The sequence below is a fragment of the Brevundimonas sp. 357 genome, from assembly GCF_003938605.1.
In the GTDB taxonomy this organism is placed as follows: Bacteria; Pseudomonadota; Alphaproteobacteria; order Caulobacterales; family Caulobacteraceae; genus Brevundimonas.
Map to the genome: position 1 here is coordinate 37,450 of NZ_RHWX01000010.1, position 18,686 is coordinate 56,135.

18 protein-coding genes are annotated in these 18,686 nt (G+C 66.3%); 14 read left to right on the top strand and 4 right to left on the bottom strand.

Features of this window, described 5'->3' with window-relative positions:
* The first annotated feature begins 74 nt into the window (after positions 1-74).
* From dapA to prfB, 4 genes are all read left to right on the top strand, one after another.
* Complete coding sequence (dapA, locus tag EGK63_RS10165; protein ID WP_125901289.1) at positions 75-959, top strand: 4-hydroxy-tetrahydrodipicolinate synthase; 885 nt, start codon at positions 75-77, stop codon at positions 957-959.
* A complete protein-coding gene (gene smpB, locus EGK63_RS10170; protein WP_003164831.1) occupies positions 959-1,429 on the top strand; it encodes an SsrA-binding protein SmpB in 471 nt (156 codons plus the stop codon). Before dapA ends, smpB begins: the two co-directional genes overlap by 1 nt.
* A 101-nt stretch (positions 1,430-1,530) precedes the next feature.
* On the top strand, positions 1,531-3,921 hold the full coding sequence (locus tag EGK63_RS10175; RefSeq protein ID WP_125901441.1) for a penicillin-binding protein 1A: 2,391 nt from the start codon (positions 1,531-1,533) through the stop codon (positions 3,919-3,921).
* A gap of 76 nt (positions 3,922-3,997) precedes the next feature.
* A protein-coding gene (gene prfB / locus EGK63_RS10180; protein WP_125901290.1) for a peptide chain release factor 2 occupies positions 3,998-5,111 on the top strand; the annotation gives its coding sequence in 2 pieces (ribosomal slippage) (positions 3,998-4,066 and positions 4,068-5,111; 1,113 coding nt in all).
* 75 nt (positions 5,112-5,186) lie between these two features.
* On the opposite strand, the gene EGK63_RS10185 is transcribed toward prfB, so the two are convergent.
* The 3 genes from EGK63_RS10185 to tyrS all read right to left on the bottom strand — a co-directional run bounded on the left by EGK63_RS10185 (position 5,187) and on the right by tyrS (position 7,645).
* Positions 5,187-5,753, bottom strand: a complete 567-nt coding sequence (locus EGK63_RS10185; protein ID WP_125901292.1) for a polymer-forming cytoskeletal protein — start codon at positions 5,751-5,753, stop codon at positions 5,187-5,189.
* A 133-nt stretch (positions 5,754-5,886) separates the two neighbouring features.
* Positions 5,887-6,354: a peroxiredoxin gene (locus EGK63_RS10190; protein ID WP_125901294.1), complete on the bottom strand. Its 468-nt coding sequence runs from the start codon at positions 6,352-6,354 to the stop codon at positions 5,887-5,889.
* 10 nt (positions 6,355-6,364) lie between these two features.
* Positions 6,365-7,645, bottom strand: coding sequence for a tyrosine--tRNA ligase (tyrS, locus tag EGK63_RS10195; RefSeq protein WP_125901296.1), 1,281 nt, complete (start codon positions 7,643-7,645; stop codon positions 6,365-6,367).
* A 179-nt stretch (positions 7,646-7,824) separates the two neighbouring features.
* Between tyrS and EGK63_RS10200 the strand changes: the two genes are divergently transcribed.
* The 4 genes from EGK63_RS10200 to EGK63_RS10215 all read left to right on the top strand — a co-directional run bounded on the left by EGK63_RS10200 (position 7,825) and on the right by EGK63_RS10215 (position 11,765).
* A complete protein-coding gene (locus EGK63_RS10200; RefSeq protein ID WP_125901298.1) occupies positions 7,825-8,964 on the top strand; it encodes an anhydro-N-acetylmuramic acid kinase in 1,140 nt (379 codons plus the stop codon).
* Entirely contained in the window at positions 8,964-9,920 is a 957-nt protein-coding gene (locus EGK63_RS10205) for a DMT family transporter (RefSeq protein WP_125901300.1), read from the top strand. Before EGK63_RS10200 ends, EGK63_RS10205 begins: the two co-directional genes overlap by 1 nt.
* Positions 9,921-9,977: 57 nt before the next feature.
* A complete protein-coding gene (locus EGK63_RS10210; protein WP_243637645.1) occupies positions 9,978-10,679 on the top strand; it encodes a DUF6624 domain-containing protein in 702 nt (233 codons plus the stop codon).
* A 108-nt stretch (positions 10,680-10,787) separates the two neighbouring features.
* The gene (locus EGK63_RS10215; RefSeq protein ID WP_125901302.1) at positions 10,788-11,765 is read left to right on the top strand and encodes a TerC family protein; all 978 of its coding nucleotides are present in this window, start codon (positions 10,788-10,790) and stop codon (positions 11,763-11,765) included.
* A gap of 11 nt (positions 11,766-11,776) precedes the next feature.
* Here the strand turns inward: EGK63_RS10215 and EGK63_RS10220 are convergent, their stop codons facing one another.
* Positions 11,777-12,427, bottom strand: coding sequence for an alpha/beta hydrolase (locus tag EGK63_RS10220; protein ID WP_125901303.1), 651 nt, complete (start codon positions 12,425-12,427; stop codon positions 11,777-11,779).
* A 159-nt stretch (positions 12,428-12,586) separates the two neighbouring features.
* Between EGK63_RS10220 and EGK63_RS10225 the strand changes: the two genes are divergently transcribed.
* From EGK63_RS10225 to EGK63_RS10250, 6 genes are read left to right on the top strand one after another with little or no spacing between them, the layout of a single operon-like run.
* Positions 12,587-13,057, top strand: a complete 471-nt coding sequence (locus EGK63_RS10225; RefSeq protein WP_125901305.1) for an Rrf2 family transcriptional regulator — start codon at positions 12,587-12,589, stop codon at positions 13,055-13,057.
* The gene (locus EGK63_RS10230; protein ID WP_125901307.1) at positions 13,054-14,190 is read left to right on the top strand and encodes a cysteine desulfurase family protein; all 1,137 of its coding nucleotides are present in this window, start codon (positions 13,054-13,056) and stop codon (positions 14,188-14,190) included. The genes EGK63_RS10225 and EGK63_RS10230 overlap by 4 nt, the downstream gene beginning before the upstream one ends.
* 3 nt (positions 14,191-14,193) lie before the next feature.
* A complete protein-coding gene (sufB, locus tag EGK63_RS10235; RefSeq protein ID WP_125901309.1) occupies positions 14,194-15,660 on the top strand; it encodes a Fe-S cluster assembly protein SufB in 1,467 nt (488 codons plus the stop codon).
* A 21-nt stretch (positions 15,661-15,681) separates the two neighbouring features.
* A complete protein-coding gene (sufC, locus tag EGK63_RS10240; RefSeq protein ID WP_125901311.1) occupies positions 15,682-16,431 on the top strand; it encodes a Fe-S cluster assembly ATPase SufC in 750 nt (249 codons plus the stop codon).
* Positions 16,428-17,450, top strand: coding sequence for a Fe-S cluster assembly protein SufD (gene sufD, locus EGK63_RS10245; protein WP_125901312.1), 1,023 nt, complete (start codon positions 16,428-16,430; stop codon positions 17,448-17,450). Before sufC ends, sufD begins: the two co-directional genes overlap by 4 nt.
* Entirely contained in the window at positions 17,429-18,682 is a 1,254-nt protein-coding gene (locus EGK63_RS10250) for an aminotransferase class V-fold PLP-dependent enzyme (protein WP_125901314.1), read from the top strand. Before sufD ends, EGK63_RS10250 begins: the two co-directional genes overlap by 22 nt.
* Positions 18,683-18,686 lie beyond the last annotated feature (4 nt).

Below are 18,686 nucleotides of genomic sequence, written 5' to 3' on the forward strand. Positions count from 1 at the left end.
GCGGGCAACCTACCCTTTGCCGATTAGTGACGGGCGGAACGCCGCCCATTTCTCCGCACAGGTATGTTGTTCCCATGACCGCCCCCTTGTTCAAGGGCGTGATCACCGCCCTGATCACACCTCTTCGTGACGGAAACGTGGACGAGGCCGCTTTCAAGCGCCTGTTGGAACGCCAGATCGCCGCTGGAGTTCACGGCGTCGTGCCGATGGGCACCACGGGCGAGAGCGCCACTCTGCACCTGGATGAACACAAGCGCGTGGTCGAACAGTGCGTCGAGATCGCCGCCGGGCGCATCCGCGTCATCGCCGGCGCGGGTTCGTCCGCGACGGACAAGGCGATCGAGCTGACCCGCTTCGCCAAGTCGGTCGGCGCGGACGGGGCCCTGGTCGTGACCCCTTACTACAACCGTCCGTCGCAGGCCGGGATGCAGGCGCATTTCGAAGCCGTGGCCGACGCCGTGCAACTGCCGATCCTGCTCTACAACGTGCCGGGACGTACGGGCGTGGACCTGGCGAACGAGACGACAGCGGCCCTGTCGGCGCACCCGAACATCGTCGGCCTCAAGGACGCCAGCGGCGACGTGGCGCGGGCCAGCTGGATGCGCGCCAACATCGACGGCGCCTTCGATCTGATCTCGGGCGATGATTCCAGCTATCTGGGCTATGCCGCTCATGGGGGCGTCGGCGTCATCTCCGTGACCTCGAACGTCGCGCCCGAGGCGATGGTCGCCCTGTATGACGCCATCCAGGCCGGCGACTTCGCCGCCGCCCGCTCGTGGCAGGAGCGCCTGATCGGCCTGCACAAGGCGTTGTTCCTCGACAACTCGCCGTCGCCGACCAAATACGCCCTGGCCAAGCTCGGCCTGTGCACGGAAGAGGTCCGCCTGCCGCTGTCGCTGACGGCTGACGCCGTGAAGCCCGCCATCGACAAGGCGCTGGCCGAGGCCGGGGTCGCCTGATGGCCGCAGACGCGCCCAAGCAGAAGACGATTGCCGAGAACCGGCGCGCGCGCTTCGACTATTTCCTCGAGGACCACATCGAGGCCGGGATCCAGCTGCTGGGCACCGAGATCAAGGCGCTGCGCGACGGTCGGGCCAATATCGCCGAGAGCTATGTCTCGCCTGAGGGGCGCGAGATGGTGCTGATCAACGCCGATATCCCGCCCTACAAGATGGCGAACCGCTTCAATCACGAGCCGCGCCGCCATCGGAAGCTGCTGCTGCACCGCAAGCAGATCGACAAGCTGATCGGCGCCGTTCAGCGCGACGGCCGCACCATTGTGCCGGTGCGCCTGTATCTGAACGAGGCGGGCAAGGCGAAGCTGGAAATCGCCCTGGCCAAGGGCAAGAAGCTGCACGACAAGCGTGAGGCTTCGGCCGAGCGTGACTGGCAGCGCGACAAGGCGCGCCTGCTGCGCGACAAGGGATAAGTGCAGTTCCGCTTTGCGCGCCGCGCGACGCGCGATAAACGACGGATCATGGGGCGCGTCTTGCGGAGTTCGTGGTGAAGATAGCCGAACGCTGGTTCGTCATGGCGGGCGTGGCCCTGCTGGGCGCCATCGCCGTGGCCGGTGTGGTGGTGGCGATCTACGCCGCTTGGGTCTTGCACGACATGCCGGACGCCTCCGAGCTGGCGGACTATCGCCCGGCGACGGCGACGCGCGTCTATGCCGAGGACGGCACCCTGATCGGCGAGTTCTCGGACCAGCGCCGAATCTACGTCACCTATGACCAGGTGCCGCAGACGGTCGTTCACGCCTTCCTGGCGGCGGAGGACCAGAACTTCTTCAGCCACGGCGGCATCGACGTGTCCGGCATCGGCCGGGCCATGTTTAAGAACGTCTTCAACGTGCTGTCCGGTCGTCGTCTTGAAGGCGGCTCGACCATCACCCAGCAGGTGGCCAAGAACGTCCTGCTGACCAGCGAGACCAGCCTGAACCGCAAGCTCAAGGAAGCGGTCCTCTCCAGCCGCCTGGAAGCGACGCTGAGCAAGGAACAGATCCTTGAGCTGTATCTGAACGAGATTTACCTCGGCTATCGCTCCTACGGCGTGGCCTCGGCGGCCTACAACTATTTCGGCAAGTCGCTGGATCAGCTGACGCCGGACGAGGCGGCCTTCCTGGCGGCCCTGCCCAAGGGGCCGACCAACTATCACCCTAAACGCTACCCTGAGGCCGCGCTGGGACGCCGGAACTGGGTGCTGGGCGAGATGGCCGACAACAAGTGGCTGTCGGATGAGCAACTGCAGACGGCCCTGGCCCGTCCGTTGAACACCCGCTCGGCGCCGCGCCGCGCTGAATACGCCGACGCCGACTTCTTCGTTGAAGAGGCGCGCCGTCGCGCCATCGCCCTGTTCGGTCAGGAAGAGGTCAACCGCGGCGGCTATTACCTGCGCACTACCCTGGATCCGCAGCTGCAATCGGCGGCGCGCGACGCCCTGATGCGCGGGCTTGAGGACTACGACCGTCGTCACGGCTGGCGCGGCGCCTGGGGCACGACCGATTTCGCCGAAGGTTGGCAAGCCGAAGCTCAGAAGCGCACGACCCCGCCCGAGCGCCGTTCGTGGCAGGCGGCCGCCGTCGAGAACGTCAGCGGAAGCACGATCCGGGTCCGCACGGCCAAGGACGATCAGACGGGCACGCTGCGTTCCGCCGACGTGACCTGGTCCAACGCAGGGCGTCGCCCGCTGAAGCGCGGCGATCTGATCTTCGTCGAGCGGCAGGGCGGCCAGTTCGCCCTGAAGCAGGCGCCCGCCGTCAACGGCGCCCTGGTCGCCATCGAGCCGCAATCGGGCCGCGTCCTGGCGATGGTCGGCGGCTATTCCTACGCCCTGTCCAGCTTCAACCGCGCGACTCAGGCCCGCCGCCAGCCCGGTTCGGCCTACAAGCCCTTCGTCTATGCGGCGGCGCTGGAAGGCGACTTCACCCCGGCCTCGATCGTTCTGGATGCGCCGATCAGCTTCCCCGGCGGTCCGGGCGGTCGCGCCTGGACGCCTCAGAACTACAGCCGCCAGTTCTACGGCCCGCAAAGCCTGCGTCGCGGCCTGGAGTTGTCGCGCAACGTCATGACCGTGCGTCTGGCCCAGGCGGTCGGCATGAAGAACGTCGTCGACCTGTCCAAGAAAATGGGCGTGGTGGACGACATGTCGCCGAACCTGGCCATGTCGCTGGGCGCCGGTGAAACGACGCCGTACCGCATCACGGCCGCCTATGCCGCCTTCGTTAACGGCGGGCGCCGGATCGACCCTTATCTGATCGAACTGGTTCAGGACCGGAACGGCCAGACCATCCATCGCGCTGATCGCCGCCAGTGCCGCGATTGCGCGCGGGGCTTCAGCGGCCAGGAATCGCCGCGCCTGCAGGATCGCGGAACCCAGGTGATCGACCCGATCACCGCCTATCAGATGAGCTCCATGCTGGAAGGCGTGATCCAGCGCGGCACCGGCGCCCGCGCCCGCAGCCTGGGCCGTTGGGTCGGGGGCAAGACCGGCACGACCAATGAATACCGTTCGGCTTGGTTCGTCGGTTTCTCCAGTGACATCGTCGTCGGCGTCTTCGTCGGCTTCGACGACAACCGCTCCCTGGGCGGGGGCGAGGCGGGCGCCTCGACCGCTGTGCCGATCTTCATCGATTTCATGGAAGACGCCCTGAAGGAACGCCCCGCGCGTCCGTTCGTGAAGCCGAAGAACGCCATTTTCCGCACTGTGAACGGCATCGAGGAAGCCTTCCGTCCCGGCACCGAGCGCCAACTGCGTGAAGAGGCGCCGCGTCCGGCTGCGCCTGAAGGACCGCAGAACTACTACGACGTGATCCGTCGCGAGCAGGAAGTCCGTACGCAGACCCCGACTCCGGCTGCGCCGCCGCCTGTCGCGCCGCCTCCGCCCAAGAAGGAGCCGGCCGAGGACTTGAGCGGTCTCTACTGACGCTCTAGTTACACCCCTCTTCGGCGCGCCGGACGTTCTGGCGCGCCTATCCACCCCTGTATCGCTGGAGATTGCGATGAGACCGGATGTCGAGGCCATGAAGGCCGACATCGAGCAGAGCGTCGCTCTGCTCAGGAGGCGACTTTGACTGGGATGTCGCTCTAAGAAAGCTCGATGAGCTGAACGCGCGGGTCGAGGATCCGACGCTGTGGGATAATCCCGAACAGGCTCAGGCCGTCAGCCGCGAGCGCTCGCGTCTGGAAGCTCAGGTCAGCGCCGTCAAGGAAATGGAGCAGGGTCTCGAAGACGGGATCATGCTGGCCGACCTGGCCGACGAGGAGGGCGATGAGGCCACCCTCGAAGATGCGCGCGAGCAGTTGAAGGCCATCAAGGAACGCGCCGCTCGCGCCGAGCTGGAAGCCCTGCTGTCCGGCGAGGCTGACGGCAACGACGCCTATCTGGAAATCAACTCCGGCGCCGGCGGCACCGAGTCCAACGACTGGGCCGGGATGCTGATGCGGATGTACAGCCGCTGGGCCCGCGCCCACGGCTATGAAGTCACGATCGAGGCCGAGGAACAGGGCGAACAGGCGGGCATCAAGTCCGCGACCCTGCAGATCGCCGGACCGAACGCCTATGGCTGGCTGAAGTCGGAATCGGGCGTGCACCGCCTGGTCCGCATCAGCCCCTACGATGCGGCGGCCAAGCGCCACACCAGCTTCGCCTCCATCGGGGTGTCGCCGGTCGTGGACGATACGATCGAGATCGACATCAACCCGGCCGATGTGCGCACCGACACCTATCGCGCGTCCGGCGCCGGCGGTCAGCACATCAACAAGACCGACTCGGCTGTGCGTCTGACCCACATTCCGACCAACACGGTCGTGGCCTGTCAGGCCGGTCGTTCACAGCACCAGAACCGCGAACAGGCCTGGAAGATGCTGCGGGCGCGTCTGTACGAACTGGAGCTTCAGAAGCGTGAGGCTGCGGCTCAGGCTCTGGCCGACGCCAAGACCGACATCGGCTGGGGGCACCAGATCCGCTCCTACGTCCTGCAACCGTATCAGATGGTGAAAGATCTGCGGACCGAAGTCGAAACCTCGGACACCCAGGGCGTTCTGGACGGCGACCTGGATCCGTTCATGGGCGCCGCGCTTGCGGCCCGCGTGGGCGAGACCCGCGAGGGCTGATCGACCCGCTGGATCGACGCATAAAAAAGGGCGGCCTTCGCAGGCCGCCCTTTCTCGTTCCGGCTGTCGCGCCGATCAGGCGGCGGGCTTGGCTTCGACCTTGGCGTCCGCCTTGGCGGGCGCGGGCTTTTCGGCCGAGGCAGGAGCTTCCAGCATGTTGGCGCCCGGCGTATCTCGCTTGGCCTGGGTGCAGCGGCCCTGGAACCAGGCGCCTTGTTCGATCGAAAGCTGCTCCTGGGTGATGTCGCCCTCGACGCGCGAGGTCGCGAACAGCTTGACCTGCTTGGCGACGATGGCGCCCGAGACGCGGCCGCGCACCTCCAGGATGTCGGCGTGCACCGTGCCCTCGACCGCGCCGCCTTCGCCGATCACCACGCGCACGACGCGGATGTCGCCTTTCAGCGAGCCGTCGACCTGAAGCTCGCCCGCGCCGGAGATGTTGCCCTCATATTTCACGCCGGCCGACAGGGTCGACAGGCTGGACGACCGTGCGGCGGCGGGACGCGCCGGTTCAGGCGTCCGCATGGGCGCAGCAGCGATCGGAGCGGCGGGTGCGGGCGTCGGCTTGGCCGGTTCGGGCGGCGTCGGAATGCCCAATCCGCTCGAAGTACTGTTGTCGAGGGGTTTGTTCTTGTTGAACATCTATACTCTCCGCGTCACGCCGGAACGACCGGCGTTTGGTCAATGTCAGCCCCTGAGGATACAATCCCTGACAATACTTAGGGGGGGCTGAGGCGGAGAGGTCAAGCGGGGCCTTCCGAACCCCGCTCGCCGATCAGAGCGCTTCGACGGCGGCCAGCACCTCTTCGGCGTGGCCCTTCACCTTGACGTTTCGCCAGGTGCGGCGGACCACGCCCTGGCCGTCGATCAGGAAGGTGGCGCGCTCAATGCCCATGTATTCACGGCCGTAGAGCTTCTTCTGCACCCACACGCCCCAGCTTTCCGTGACCACCCCGTCCTCGTCCGAGCCGAGCACGACCTTGAGGTCATGCTTGGCCTTGAAGCGGTCCAGCTTCTTCACCGTGTCGCGCGACACGCCGATCACCACGGCGTCGGCCGCCGCGAAGCGATCGATCAGGGCCGAGAAGTCCTGGCCCTCGTTCGTGCAGCCGGGCGTGTCGGCCTTGGGGTAGAAGTAGAGGACGACGTTCTTGCCCTTTAGCCCGCCCAGCGACACGCGCCCGTCGCCGTCGGTCGCCAGGTCGAAAGCGGGGGCGGGAGTGTTTTCGGTGATGTCGGTCACAGCGCTCTCCCTAAACCGGCCGCACCAGCACCAGCTTCTTCTTGCCGGCGCCGAGCTTCAGCACGCCGTCGGCGTTCAGGTCAGCCTGTTCGATCAGGCGGGCGCCGTCGTTGACGACCTCGTCGTTCAGGCGAAGGCCGCCGCCCTGGGCCAGGCGGCGCGCTTCGCCGTTGGAGGCGCTGAGGCCCGCCTTGGTCGTGACGGCGGCGATCATGGCGCCGATCACCTCGTCGCGCGGCAGTTCGACGGTCGGCAGGTCGGCCGACAGTTGGCCCTTCTCGAAGGCGGCCTCGGCGGCCGCGCGCGCGGCCTGTGCGGCCTCGACGCCATGCAGCATGGAGGTGGTGGCGTCGGCCAGCGCCTTCTTGGCGTCGTTGATCTCGGCGCCTTCCAGCGCCTCATAACGCTCGATCTGGTCCAGCGGCAGGTCGGTGAACAGGCGCATGAAGCGGCCCACGTCGCCGTCTTCCGTGTTGCGCCAGTACTGCCAGTAGTCGAACGGCGACAGGGCGTCGGCGTTCAGCCACACGGCGCCGCCGACCGTCTTGCCCATCTTCTGGCCCGAGGCGGTGGACAGCAGCGGCGTGGTCAGGCCGAAAGCGGCCTTGTGGTCCACCTTGCGGGTCAGTTCGACGCCGTTGATGATGTTGCCCCACTGGTCCGAGCCGCCCATCTGCAGCGAACAGCCATAGCGACGGTTCAGCTCCAGGAAATCCGTCGCCTGCATCAGCATGTAGTTGAACTCGAGGAAGGTCAGCGGCTGCTCGCGATCCAGGCGCAGCTTGACCGAGTCGAAGCTCAGCATGCGGTTGATGGTGAAGTGGGTGCCGTAGTCGCGCAGGAACTGCAGGTAGCCTAGTTGCGACAGCCACTCGTCGTTATCCAGCATGACGGCGTCGGTCGGGCCGTCGCCGAAGGTCAGGAATTTCTCGAACACGCCTTTGATGCCGGCGATGTTCTCGGCGATCTTCTCTTCGGTCAGCAGGGGGCGCTGGGTGTCCTTGAACGACGGATCGCCGACCTTGGTCGTGCCGCCGCCCATCAGGACGATCGGCTTGTGCCCGGCCTGCTGCAGACGACGCAGCAGCATGATCTGAATCAGGTGGCCGACGTGCAGCGACGGCGCCGTCGCGTCGAACCCGATATAGCCCGTGACCACGCCGGACGCCGCCGCCTCGTCCAGTTCGACCGGGTGGGTGATCTGGTGGATATAGCCGCGCGCCTTCATCAGGCGCAGGAAGTCCGACTTGAAGGCGGTTTCGGAAGCGGTTTGGGTCGTGGGCTCGGTCATGGTCGGGTCCGTAGCATCAGAACCGGCGGCCGTCTTCCGAGGAATAATGCCGCCGAGGGAAGGGCGGCAAGGATCGCGGCCGCTCTCTAGTAGAGGCCGTAGTAATAGGCGGCGAAAAGGGCCGGTTGCGCGATCATGGGCGCTAGCTACGTCGCGCTCGACGTGGCAGTCAAGCCGCCATGACGACCTCTCCGAAAAAGACTCTCCGCGTGCTCGGCTTCATGACCGGCACCTCGCTGGACGCCGTGGACATGGCGGTGATCGAGACGGACGGCCACGACATCCTGTCCTTCGGCCCCGCCGGCGAGATGAAGCTGGACGGCGAGACCCGCGCCATCATCGAGGACGCGATCGAGGACGCCTTCGACTGGGAACGTGACGAGGAAGAGCCGGACAGCTTCGAGGACGCCCGCATGGCGGTGGCCGACGCGCACCTGGCCGCCGCGCTCGGTTTCATGGCGGTGAACGGGGTGAAGTCCAGCGCGCTCGATCTGGTCGGCGTTCACGGCCAGACCGTGCTGCACGAGGCGCCGACGCCCGACGCGCCGGGCCGCACCGTCCAGTTGATCGACGCCGGCAGCGTGGCCGAGGGGCTGAGCGTGCCGGTCGCTTACGACTTCCGCAGCGCCGATGTGGCGGCGGGCGGGCAGGGCGCGCCGCTGGCGCCCGTCTATCACGCGGCGCTGGTCCGCAAGGCGGGGATAGAGGGGCCGGTCGCCGTGCTGAACCTCGGCGGCGTGGGCAACATCACCCTGATCCGCGCCGACGGCGGGCTGGAGGCCTTCGACACCGGCCCGGCCAACGGCATGGTCGATCTGCTGGTCCAGTCCCGCATGAAGAAGCGGATGGACGAGGGCGGCCGTCTGGCGGCGGCGGGGACGGTCAATCCGGCCGTGCTGGACGCCTATCTGGCCCATTCCTATTTCGCGGCGACCGGGCCGAAGTCGCTGGATCGGTTCGATTTCTCGCTGGACCCGGTGGCGGAACTGTCGCTGGAAGACGCCGCCGCGACCCTGACCGCCTTCGCGGCGCAGGCCGTGGCGCTGGGCGTCGCTCGCTGTTCGGAACAGCCGAAGGAGGTCGTCGTCTGCGGCGGCGGTCGCCACAACCCTGTGCTGCTGGCCGCCATTCGCGAGCGTGTCGGCGTTCCCGTCTCGACGGCCGAGGACAAGGGCTGGCGTGGCGATTCCATCGAGGCCGAGGCCTTCGCCTTCCTGGCCGCGCGCTGTCGTCTGGGGTTGCCGATCAGCTTCCCCGGCACGACAGGCGTTGCGGCGCCTATGACCGGCGGCCGGATTGTCGAACCGGGAGCCGAATAATGGCGGCGTCTTCGCGTTTCTGGGGCGTCGCCAGCGGACTGGCGGCCGGCGCTCTGTGGGGGCTGGTCTTCCTGGCGCCGAAGATGGTGCCCGAGGCCTCGCCCCTTCTGCTGACGGCGGGGCGCTACCTCGCCTATGGCCTGATTGCGGTCCTGCTGATCGCGCCGCGCTGGCGGCGGGTGACGGCCGCCCTGACGCGCGAAGCGTGGGGCGCGCTTGTCTGGCTGAGTCTGGCGGGGAACCTGGTCTACTTCGCCTTCCTGGTGGTCAGCGTGCATTACGCAGGCGTCGCGGCTTCGGCCCTGATCGTCGGCATGGTGCCCGTGGTCGTGGCCCTATGGGGCCTGCGGGACAGGGATTCGCCGCCGCTGTCGCGCGTCGCGCCGCCCATCGCCGTGGCGGCGCTGGCGGTCGGTCTGATCGGGTGGCAGTCGCTCAGCCAGGGCGGCGGCGCGGCGGCGCAGAGCGGTACGGCTACGCTGATCGGGTTGGGTTGCGCCCTGGCGGCCCTGCTGTCCTGGACCGCCTTCGCCGTCGGCAACAGCCGCTGGATGGGGCGTTTGCCCGATGTCACCCCGCATGAGTGGTCGTTGCTGACCGGCGTGGTCACTGGAGGGCTGGCGCTGCTGCTGGTGATTCCGTCGCTATTCATGCTGGGCGGAATGACGAACGACGCCTGGCTGCGTCTGATCGGCGTCAGCGCGGGCGTGGCGATCTTCGCCTCGGTCATCGGCAACGCCTTCTGGAACCAGGCCAGTCGCCTGTTACCGCTGACGATGCTGGGGCAGATGATCGTCTCCGAGACCCTGTTCGCCTTTATTTACGGCTTCATCTGGGAGCAGCGCGGCCCGAAGTTGATCGAGGTCGTGGCCATGATCCTGATGATCGTAAGCGTCGTCTGGTGCGTTCGCGCCCACCGCCCGGCGGCTATGGCGGCGGCGGAAGGCGACCATTAGAGAACGACGTAATTTCGTCTTAATCTGCGGTCCAAGTTCTTCATCAGGGAGGGACGCATGATTGCTTGGATCGCCACACTGTTTCTATTGGGTCAGGCAGAGGTCTCATCGCCCTCCGGTGAACTGAGCGCTGAGGCGCGAGTCCTGATCGCTCCCGTGCTCGAAACAATTGCTGAGGAACAGCGCCGACAGGCGCAAGTACCGCCTCCTCAGGATCACGAGGAACGCTTTCTGCGGATGTATCGCCTGGATCAGATGGGGCGGCAGGCGATGCAGAAAGTCGATTTGAGCATTCTTCCTCCGGATCAGGAGCAGGCCGCCAACAAGGCGATGTGGCAGGTTCAGGAGGCCGCGGACGAGGCCAATCTCAACGCCTTGCTCGCCATGCTGCCGCCGGAGGGGTGGTTCCTCAAAAGCCGCTATGGCGAGGGGCCGTCGCAGACGGCCTTTCTCATCATCCAGCATTCAAACCTTGAGCAGTGGCGACGTTTCGTGCCGGTGCTCGAACCTCTCGTGGCGGCGGGCGAGGTTGATGGGGCGCAGTTCGGTCTGATGTACGATCGGCTGGCGGTGAACGAGGGGCGTCCGCAACGCTATGGGACGCAGGTGACCTGCAAGAATGGGCGCTGGGTCATCGACTACGACAACCTCGAGGATCCCGCGAACGCCGATCGTCGTCGCGCGGAAGCAGGATTTCCCCATACGCTGGCGCAGTATGAAGCGCGTTTCGCCTCCTGGCCGACTTGCCGCGAAAACTGAGCAACGCTCGCCGTCGCCATGCGTTGAGGCCATAGCGGACCGGGCCCCTCTGGCGACCCTTCATCGCGATGTCGGCCGCGTCGTTGGAAACGGCTCGCGAAGGCGTCGATGGAACTGTTGCTGCTGGAGTGGTTGGGCAAGCCCGTCTGGATGTGGGCGGGCTTTCTGACGATCGTCATCGCCTTGCTGGCGCTGGACCTGGGATTGTTTAACCGGCGGGATCACGAGATTGGGGTGCGAGAGAGCCTGGGACTGTCCGCCTTCTATATCGCCGTGGCCCTGGCCTTTGGAGCGTGGCTGTGGTCGTGGCTGGGAGCTGACAGCGCGGTCGAATACCTGACCGCCTACGCCGTTGAAAAAAGCCTGGCGATGGACAATGTCTTCGTCATCGCCCTCATTTTCAGCGCCTTTTCGGTGCCGCGCCTCTATCAGCATCGCGTGCTGTTCTGGGGCGTGCTGGGCGTCATCGTCCTGAGGGCGATCATGATCGGCGGCGGGGCGGTGTTGGTCGCTCGCTATCATTGGGTGCTGTATCTTTTCGCCGGCTTTCTGATCGTCACGGGCGTGCGGATGTTCTTCGCGCGCGGTGAAGAGACGGACATCGCCGACAATGCGCTACTGAAATGGTTCCGCCGACGGATGCGGGTGACGAACGACCTGCATGGTCACGCCTTCTTTGTCCGGGCGCCGAGCCGATCAGGCGAGATGGCGCTGCACGCCACGCCGTTGTTCCTGGCTCTGGTGACAATCGAGATCGCCGACGTGATCTTCGCCGTGGACTCCGTCCCGGCGGTCTTCGCCATTACGACGGACGCCTATGTCGTCTATACGTCCAACATCTTCGCCATACTGGGGCTGAGAGCGCTTTATTTCGCCCTGGCGGCGGTGATCCACCGCTTCGCCTATCTGAAGCAGGCGCTGGCTGTTCTGCTGGTCTTCATTGGCGCCAAGGTGTTCGCCGCGCCGCTGCTGGGGATCGAGAAGGTGCCCCCGTCCGTCTCCCTGTCGGTGACGGCCGCGATCCTGGCGGCGGGGGTGGTCTGGTCCCTGTGGCGGACCCGCGCGGAGGCTGGGCCTCCGCGCTGATCTTGAGGACGTCAGGCCGGATTTTCAGCCAGGCGCTTGTCCAGATAGGCGCCGACACGGCGTTCGACGGCGCCGATGTGGTCCTGCCAGAAGTGGGTCGCCCCCTCTTCCAGCTCGTAGTCGATGACGATGCCCTTCTGGGTACGCAGCTTGTTGACCACGCGCTCGACATCGGCCGGCGGCACGACGGTGTCGGCCGTGCCGTGCAGGAACAGACCTGAGGCCGGGCAAGGGGCCAGGAAGCTGAAATCATAGATGTTCGAAGGCGGCGACACCGAGATGAAGCCATCGGTTTCAGGACGGCGCATCAGTAGTTGCATGCCGATGTAGGCGCCGAACTGATAGCCCGCGACCCAGGTCTGGGTGGCGGCGGGGTTGTTGGCCTGCAGCCAGTCCAGCGCCGTGGCCGCGTCGGCCAGTTCGCCGATGCCGCTGTCGAACTCGCCCTGGGACTTGCCCACGCCGCGCGAGTTGTAGCGCAAGGTGGCGAACCCGCGCTGGACGAACAGCTGGTGCATCGTCAGGGCGACCGGGTTGTTCATATGGCCGCCCGCCTTGGGGTGCGGGTGCAGGATCAGGGCGATCGGCGCGTCGGGACGCTTGCCGGGCGAATAGCGGCCTTCGATGCGGCCGGAGGCGCCAGGCAGGATGACTTCAGGCATGGATGGCGGTCCCTACGATCAACAGACGTTTCGCGAGCGGATAATACTTGACCACGCAGGTAGGACTTTCTAAGTCCCCCGTGCGTGACGCGCTCGCTGGCGAGGCCGGGGGTCTTAGCACAGCGGGCCCGAAAAGCGTTAGATTTTTGAGGTATTGGGATGCGTCTGTCGACCAAGGGACGTTACGCCGTCATGGCGATGGCCGATCTGGCGAAGAACGGGTCGGATCGGGCGGTTTCTCTGGCCGAGATCGCCGCGCGCCAGGAAATCTCGCTCAGCTATCTGGAGCAGCTCTTTGCGCGCCTGCGCAAGGGCGGGCTGGTCAAGAGCGTGCGCGGTCCCGGCGGCGGCTATCGCTTGGCTATGACGGCGGGAGAGACGGTCGTGGCGGACATCGTGCTGGCCGTAGATGAGCCGATCCGCGCCACGCGCTGCGCCGCCCACGGCACGCCGCGCGGCTGCATGACGGGCGGGGCGCGCTGCATCACTCACGATCTTTGGGAAGACCTGGGCGCCGAGATTCATCGCTATCTCGCCGGGGTCAGCCTTGCCGATGTGATCGAAAAGCGCACCAGCCGCACGCGCATGGGGCGGAAGGACGCGACGTCGTCCATGGAGGCCGCCGCGTGAGCGTCTATCTGGATTACAACGCCTCGGGCCTGGTTCGTCTGGAAGTTCAGGATGTCATGGTCAAGGCCTTGGCTGATAACGGAAATCCGTCCGCCGTTCATGCCGCCGGACGTCGCGCCCGTGCGCGTATCGAGACGGCGCGCGCCCAGGTGGCCGATCTAGTCGGCGCCGATCCGACGGCGATCATCTTCTCTTCGGGCGGGACCGAATCCAACGCGCAGGCGATCCACAGCGCCCTTGCCGCCGGTTGCGAGCGGTTGATCGTCGGCGCGACCGAGCACCCTTGCGTGGCCGAAGCCGCCGCCGTCAGCGGTATGCCGGTCGAGGTGCTGCCGGTCGATGCGGACGGCGTGGTCGATCTGGCCTGGCTGGCTGAGGCGCTGGCGCGTCCGGGCCGTGCGGTCGTCGCCATCCATCATGCCAATAACGAAAGCGGCGTGATCCAGCCGATCGCCGAGGCGGCGGCTCTGGTTCGCGCGGCTGGCGGTTGGCTGCACGTGGACGCCATACAATCGGCGGGCAAGATTCCGGTGACGATGCGCGCGCTCGGCGCTGACAGCCTGACCCTTTCGGCGCACAAGCTGGGCGGGCCTCAGGGCGTGGGCGCGCTGGTGTTGAAGGATGGCGTGTCCGCCATCCGCATTCTGCACGGCGCCGGTCAGGAACGCGGCCTGCGCGCGGGAACCGAGAACGTGCCGGGCATCGCCGGCTTCGGGGTCGCCGCTGATTGCGCCGCGCGTGATCTGGACGCCGCCATGACTCATGTCGCCTGGCGCGACGCGGCCGAGGCCAAGGTCAAGGCGGCGGGCGCGACCGTCATCGGCGGCGCGGTTCCGCGTCTGCCGAACACCCTGTTCATGGCGGTGGAGGGCTGGGACAGCCCGCAGCAACTGATCACCCTCGATCTGGTCGGGGTCATGGTCTCGGCCGGTTCGGCCTGTTCGTCAGGCAAGGTCAAGCCGTCCAAGGCGATCAGCGCCATGGGCCTGCATCACCTGGCGACCGGGGGCGTGCGCGTCTCCGGCGGTTGGGGCACGACCGAAGCGGACTGGACCCGGTTCGCCGACGCCTGGGTCGCAGCCTGGGACAAGCACAAGGCGCGCCTGCGAGAGCGCGCAAAGGAAGTCGCGTAAGTTATGGCTATCGTTCAGGAAACAGTCGACACAGTCGCGGAGCTGGAGCGGTACAAGTACGGCTTCACCACGGACGTAGAGCAGGAGTTCGCCCCCAAGGGCCTGAACCCCGACATCATCCGCTTCATCTCTGAAAAGAAGGGTGAGCCGGAGTGGATGCTGGAATGGCGTCTGGCCGCCTATGAGCGCTGGCTGGCGATGCAGGAGCCGACCTGGGCCGCGGTGAAGTACGAGCCTGTCGACTACCAGGATCTCTACTACTACGCCGCGCCGGTGAAGAAGGAAGGGCCGAAGTCTCTGGACGAGGTCGATCCCGAACTGCTGGAAGTCTACGCCAAGCTGGGCATCCCGCTGAAGGAGCAGGAAGTTCTGGCCGGCGTCCAGGGCGCGCCCAAGGTGGCCGTCGACGCCGTATTCGACAGCGTCTCGGTCGTTACTACCTTCAAGGAGGAACTGGCCAAGGCGGGCGTGATTTTCATGCCGATTTCCGAGGCCTTGCGTGAATATCCTGATCTAGTGCGTCAGTACCTCGGCACCGTTGTACCGGTCAGCGACAACTATTTCGCGGCCCTGAACAGCGCGGTCTTTTCGGACGGCAGCTTCGTTTATGTGCCGCCGGGCGTGCGCTGTCCGATGGAGCTGTCGACCTATTTCCGCATCAACGCCAGCCAGACCGGTCAGTTCGAGCGGACCCTGATCATCGCCGACAAGGGTTCTTACGTCTCCTATCTGGAAGGCTGCACGGCGCCGATGCGCGACGAGAACCAGCTGCACGCCGCCGTCGTGGAGATCGTCGCCCTGGACGACGCCGAGGTGAAATACTCGACCGTCCAGAACTGGTACCCCGGCGACGCCGAAGGCAAGGGCGGCATCTACAACTTCGTCACCAAGCGCGCCGACTGCCGCGGCGATCGCTCCAAGGTGTCATGGACCCAGGTCGAAACCGGCTCGGCCGTCACCTGGAAATACCCGTCCTGCATCCTCAAGGGCGAAGAAAGCTCGGGCGAGTTCTACTCCATCGCCATCACCAACGGCCATCAACAGGCCGACACCGGCACCAAGATGCTGCATCTGGGCAAGAACAGCCGCAGCCGCATCATCGCCAAGACGGTCTCGGCCGGCAAGTCGGACTCGACCTATCGCGGCCTGGTGTCGATCCACCCCAAGGCGACCGGCGTGCGCAACTTCACCCAGTGCGACAGCCTGCTGATCGGCAAGGAGTGCGGCGCCCACACCATCCCCTACATCGAGGTGCGCAACGGTTCGGCCCAGCTTGAGCACGAGGCGACCACGACCCGCCTGTCCGAGGACCAGCTCTTCTACGCCCAGCAGCGCGGCCTGTCGGAAGAAGAAGCGGTGGCCCTGCTGGTCAACGGCTTCGTCCGCGACGTCCTGCAGGAACTGCCGATGGAGTTCGCCGTCGAGGCCCAGAAGCTGGTGGCGATCAGCCTCGAAGGCTCGGTCGGCTGAGTGAGTTGAAGAAGAAAAACAATGCTTAAGATCAATAACCTCCACGTCTCTGTCGCCGACAAGCCGATCCTCAAGGGTCTGACGCTCGACGTGCCTGCGGGCGAAGTTCATGCGGTCATGGGGCCGAACGGGGCGGGCAAGTCGACGCTGGGCTACAGCCTGTCGGGCCGTCCCGGTTATGAGGTGACGGACGGTTCTGCTTCGTGGAACGGCATGGACCTGCTGGATCTGGAGCCGGCCGAGCGCGCGGCGGCGGGCCTGTTCCTGTCGTTCCAGTATCCGATCGAGATTCCGGGCGTGCCGGCCATGACCTTCATCCGCACGGCGCTGAACGCTCAGAAGCGCGCGCGTGGCGAGGAAGAGGTTTCGGCCCCGGCCTTCCTGAAGCTGGTCAAGGCGGCGTCGCAGTCGCTGAAGATGGACTTCGACATGCTGAAGCGGCCGCTGAACGTCGGCTTCTCCGGCGGGGAGAAGAAGCGGATGGAGATTCTGCAGATGGCCCTGCTGGAGCCGTCGCTGCTGATCCTCGACGAGACGGACTCCGGCCTCGACATCGACGCCCTGCGCATCGTCGCCGACGGCGTTAACGCCATGCGCAGCCCGGATCGGTCGATGCTGGTGATCACCCACTATCAGCGCCTGCTGGACTACATCAAACCGGACCGTGTCCACGTTCTGGCGGGCGGCCGAATCGTCGCCTCGGGCGGACCTGAGCTGGCGCATGAGCTGGAGGCGGAGGGCTACGACAAGTTCCTGCCGGAGGCGGCATGAAGGCGCTCGCCCGGCTGGACCTCACCGACGCCGCGACCTTCCCCTCGCGGCGGGTCGAGGAATGGAAATACAGTGATCTGAAGCGCTTTCTTCGTGAAGCGCCTGAACCCTCGGGCACAGCGGTCATCGGCGCGCCGGGGCCGTTCTATGATCTGGGCGGCGACGCCGTCGTCTTCGCCAACGGCCGCCCGGTCGGGGTGAAGGACTACATCGCCTCGGGCGAACAGACGCTGCGCCTGCGCTTCATTTCGGATGCGACCGGCACGGGCCATACGGCGGCGGCGCGCATCGTCGCCCGACCCGGCGCGCGCCTGCTGCTGCTGGAGACGCATGAGGGCAAGGGCTCGGCCTATGTCGCCCATAACAAGGTCGAGATCGACGTCGCCGCCGATGCCGAGGTCATCCGCGTCGTCCTGACCGACGAGCCCGCCGACGCCATTTCGGTGGCCGAGGCCGAGGTCCGGCTGGAGGCGGGCGGCCGTTATCGCCAGACCATCATCGCCACCGGCGCCAGACTGCAACGCCATGAGACGCGCCTGCGTCACGGGGCCGAGGGCGCCGATGCGCGCGTGGACGGTCTCTATCTTCTGAACGGCGCGCGCCATTCGGATCAGACCTCGGTGATCGACCACGTCGCACCCAACGGCACGACCAGCCAGTTGATCAAGGGCGTGGTCCGAGACGAGGCGCGCGGCGTCTTCCAAGGCAAGATCCTGGTCCAGAAGGGCGCCGACGACACCGACGCCCGTATGGGCCACCACGGCCTGATCGCTTCGGATCGCGGCGAGATCGACGTGAAGCCCGAGCTGATCATCTACGCCGACGAGGTGCAGTGCGCCCACGGCGCGACCGTCGGGACGCTGGATGAAAGCGCCCTGTTCTACATGCAGCAGCGCGGCATTTCGGCCGATGAGGCCCGCGCCCTGTTGACCCACGCCTTCCTGATCGAGGTCGTTGACCGTATTGAGGATGAAGGCGCCAGAGAGGTGGTGCGGGAATGGCTGACGGCTCGCCTGTGACCCATGTTTCCGTGAGGGGGTTCGACCCCTATGCCGCCCGCGCGCAGTTCCCGATTCTGTCTCGTCAGGTGAACGGAAAGCCGCTGGTCTATCTGGACACCGCCGCCTCGGCGCAGAAGCCGCGCGCCGTCATCGACGCCCTGGTCGCGTCGATGGAGGGCAGCTACGCCAACGTCCACCGGGGTCTGCACACCCTGTCGAACGAGGCGACGGAGGCCTATGAGCGCGCGCGCGAGATCGTGGCTCGCTTCCTGAATGCGCCCTCGGCCGACAACATCGTCTGGACCAAGGGCGGGACCGAGGCGATCAACCTGGTCGCCAACGGCGTCGGCCTGTCGATCCAGCCGGGCGACGAAATCATCGTCACCGAGATGGAGCACCACTCCAATATCGTGCCGTGGCACTTCCTGCGCGAACGGCGCGGGGCGGTGCTGAAATGGGCGCCGATCAAGGACGACGGCTCGCTGGACATGGAGGCCTTCGCCGCCCTGCTGGGGCCGAAGACGAAGCTGGTCGCCGTCACCCATATGTCGAACGTGCTGGGGACCATCAATCCGGTCGCCGAGATCACCCGTCTGGCCCATGCGGCCGGGGCGCGGGTGCTGATCGATGGCTGCCAGGGCGCGGTCCACGCGGCGCCGGACGTTCAGGCCATCGGCTGCGACTACTATGTCCTGACCGGGCACAAGCTGTTCGCGCCCACCGGTATTGGCGTCCTATACGGCACGGCCGAGGCGCTGGAGGCCCTGCCGCCCTATCAGGGCGGCGGCGAGATGATCGTGACAGTCGAGAAGGAGGGCGTGACCTACGCCCAGCCGCCGCACCGTTTTGAGGCCGGCACGCCGCCGATCCTTGAGGCCATCGGCATGGGCGCGGCGGTCGAATGGCTGTCGCAATATGATGCGAAGGCGATTCAGGCGCACGAGATGGCCCTGTATCACCATGCCGTCGAGCGTCTGCGAGGCCACAACTGGCTGCGGATTCTGGGCGAAGCGGAAGGGAAGGGCGCGATCCTGACCTTCACCGTCGAGGGCGCGCACGCTCATGACGTGGCCCAGATCATGGACCGTTACGGCGTCGCCGTGCGGGCCGGGCTGCACTGCGCCGAGCCTCTGGCGAAAAGACTGGGCGTCAGTGCAAGCGCGCGCGCCTCCTTCGCCCTATATAACACCATGGAGGATACAGATGCCTTCGTGGACGCGCTGATCAAGGCGCGGAACTTCTTCGTGTGACGAG

What these genes read in the sequence shown, in the direction of transcription:
- dapA (WP_125901289.1), top strand. Translation starts at nt 75, where the DNA reads ATGACCGCCCCCTTGTTCAAGGGCGTGATCACCGCCCTGATCACACCT.
- smpB (WP_003164831.1), top strand. Translation starts at nt 959, where the DNA reads ATGGCCGCAGACGCGCCCAAGCAGAAGACGATTGCCGAGAACCGGCGC.
- EGK63_RS10175 (WP_125901441.1), top strand. Translation starts at nt 1,531, where the DNA reads ATGGCGGGCGTGGCCCTGCTGGGCGCCATCGCCGTGGCCGGTGTGGTG.
- EGK63_RS10185 (WP_125901292.1), bottom strand. Translation starts at nt 5,753, where the DNA reads ATGTTCAACAAGAACAAACCCCTCGACAACAGTACTTCGAGCGGATTG.
- tyrS (WP_125901296.1), bottom strand. Translation starts at nt 7,645, where the DNA reads ATGACCGAGCCCACGACCCAAACCGCTTCCGAAACCGCCTTCAAGTCG.
- EGK63_RS10200 (WP_125901298.1), top strand. Translation starts at nt 7,825, where the DNA reads ATGACGACCTCTCCGAAAAAGACTCTCCGCGTGCTCGGCTTCATGACC.
- EGK63_RS10205 (WP_125901300.1), top strand. Translation starts at nt 8,964, where the DNA reads ATGGCGGCGTCTTCGCGTTTCTGGGGCGTCGCCAGCGGACTGGCGGCC.
- EGK63_RS10210 (WP_243637645.1), top strand. Translation starts at nt 9,978, where the DNA reads ATGATTGCTTGGATCGCCACACTGTTTCTATTGGGTCAGGCAGAGGTC.
- EGK63_RS10215 (WP_125901302.1), top strand. Translation starts at nt 10,788, where the DNA reads ATGGAACTGTTGCTGCTGGAGTGGTTGGGCAAGCCCGTCTGGATGTGG.
- EGK63_RS10220 (WP_125901303.1), bottom strand. Translation starts at nt 12,427, where the DNA reads ATGCCTGAAGTCATCCTGCCTGGCGCCTCCGGCCGCATCGAAGGCCGC.
- EGK63_RS10225 (WP_125901305.1), top strand. Translation starts at nt 12,587, where the DNA reads ATGCGTCTGTCGACCAAGGGACGTTACGCCGTCATGGCGATGGCCGAT.
- sufB (WP_125901309.1), top strand. Translation starts at nt 14,194, where the DNA reads ATGGCTATCGTTCAGGAAACAGTCGACACAGTCGCGGAGCTGGAGCGG.
- sufC (WP_125901311.1), top strand. Translation starts at nt 15,682, where the DNA reads ATGCTTAAGATCAATAACCTCCACGTCTCTGTCGCCGACAAGCCGATC.
- sufD (WP_125901312.1), top strand. Translation starts at nt 16,428, where the DNA reads ATGAAGGCGCTCGCCCGGCTGGACCTCACCGACGCCGCGACCTTCCCC.
- EGK63_RS10250 (WP_125901314.1), top strand. Translation starts at nt 17,429, where the DNA reads ATGGCTGACGGCTCGCCTGTGACCCATGTTTCCGTGAGGGGGTTCGAC.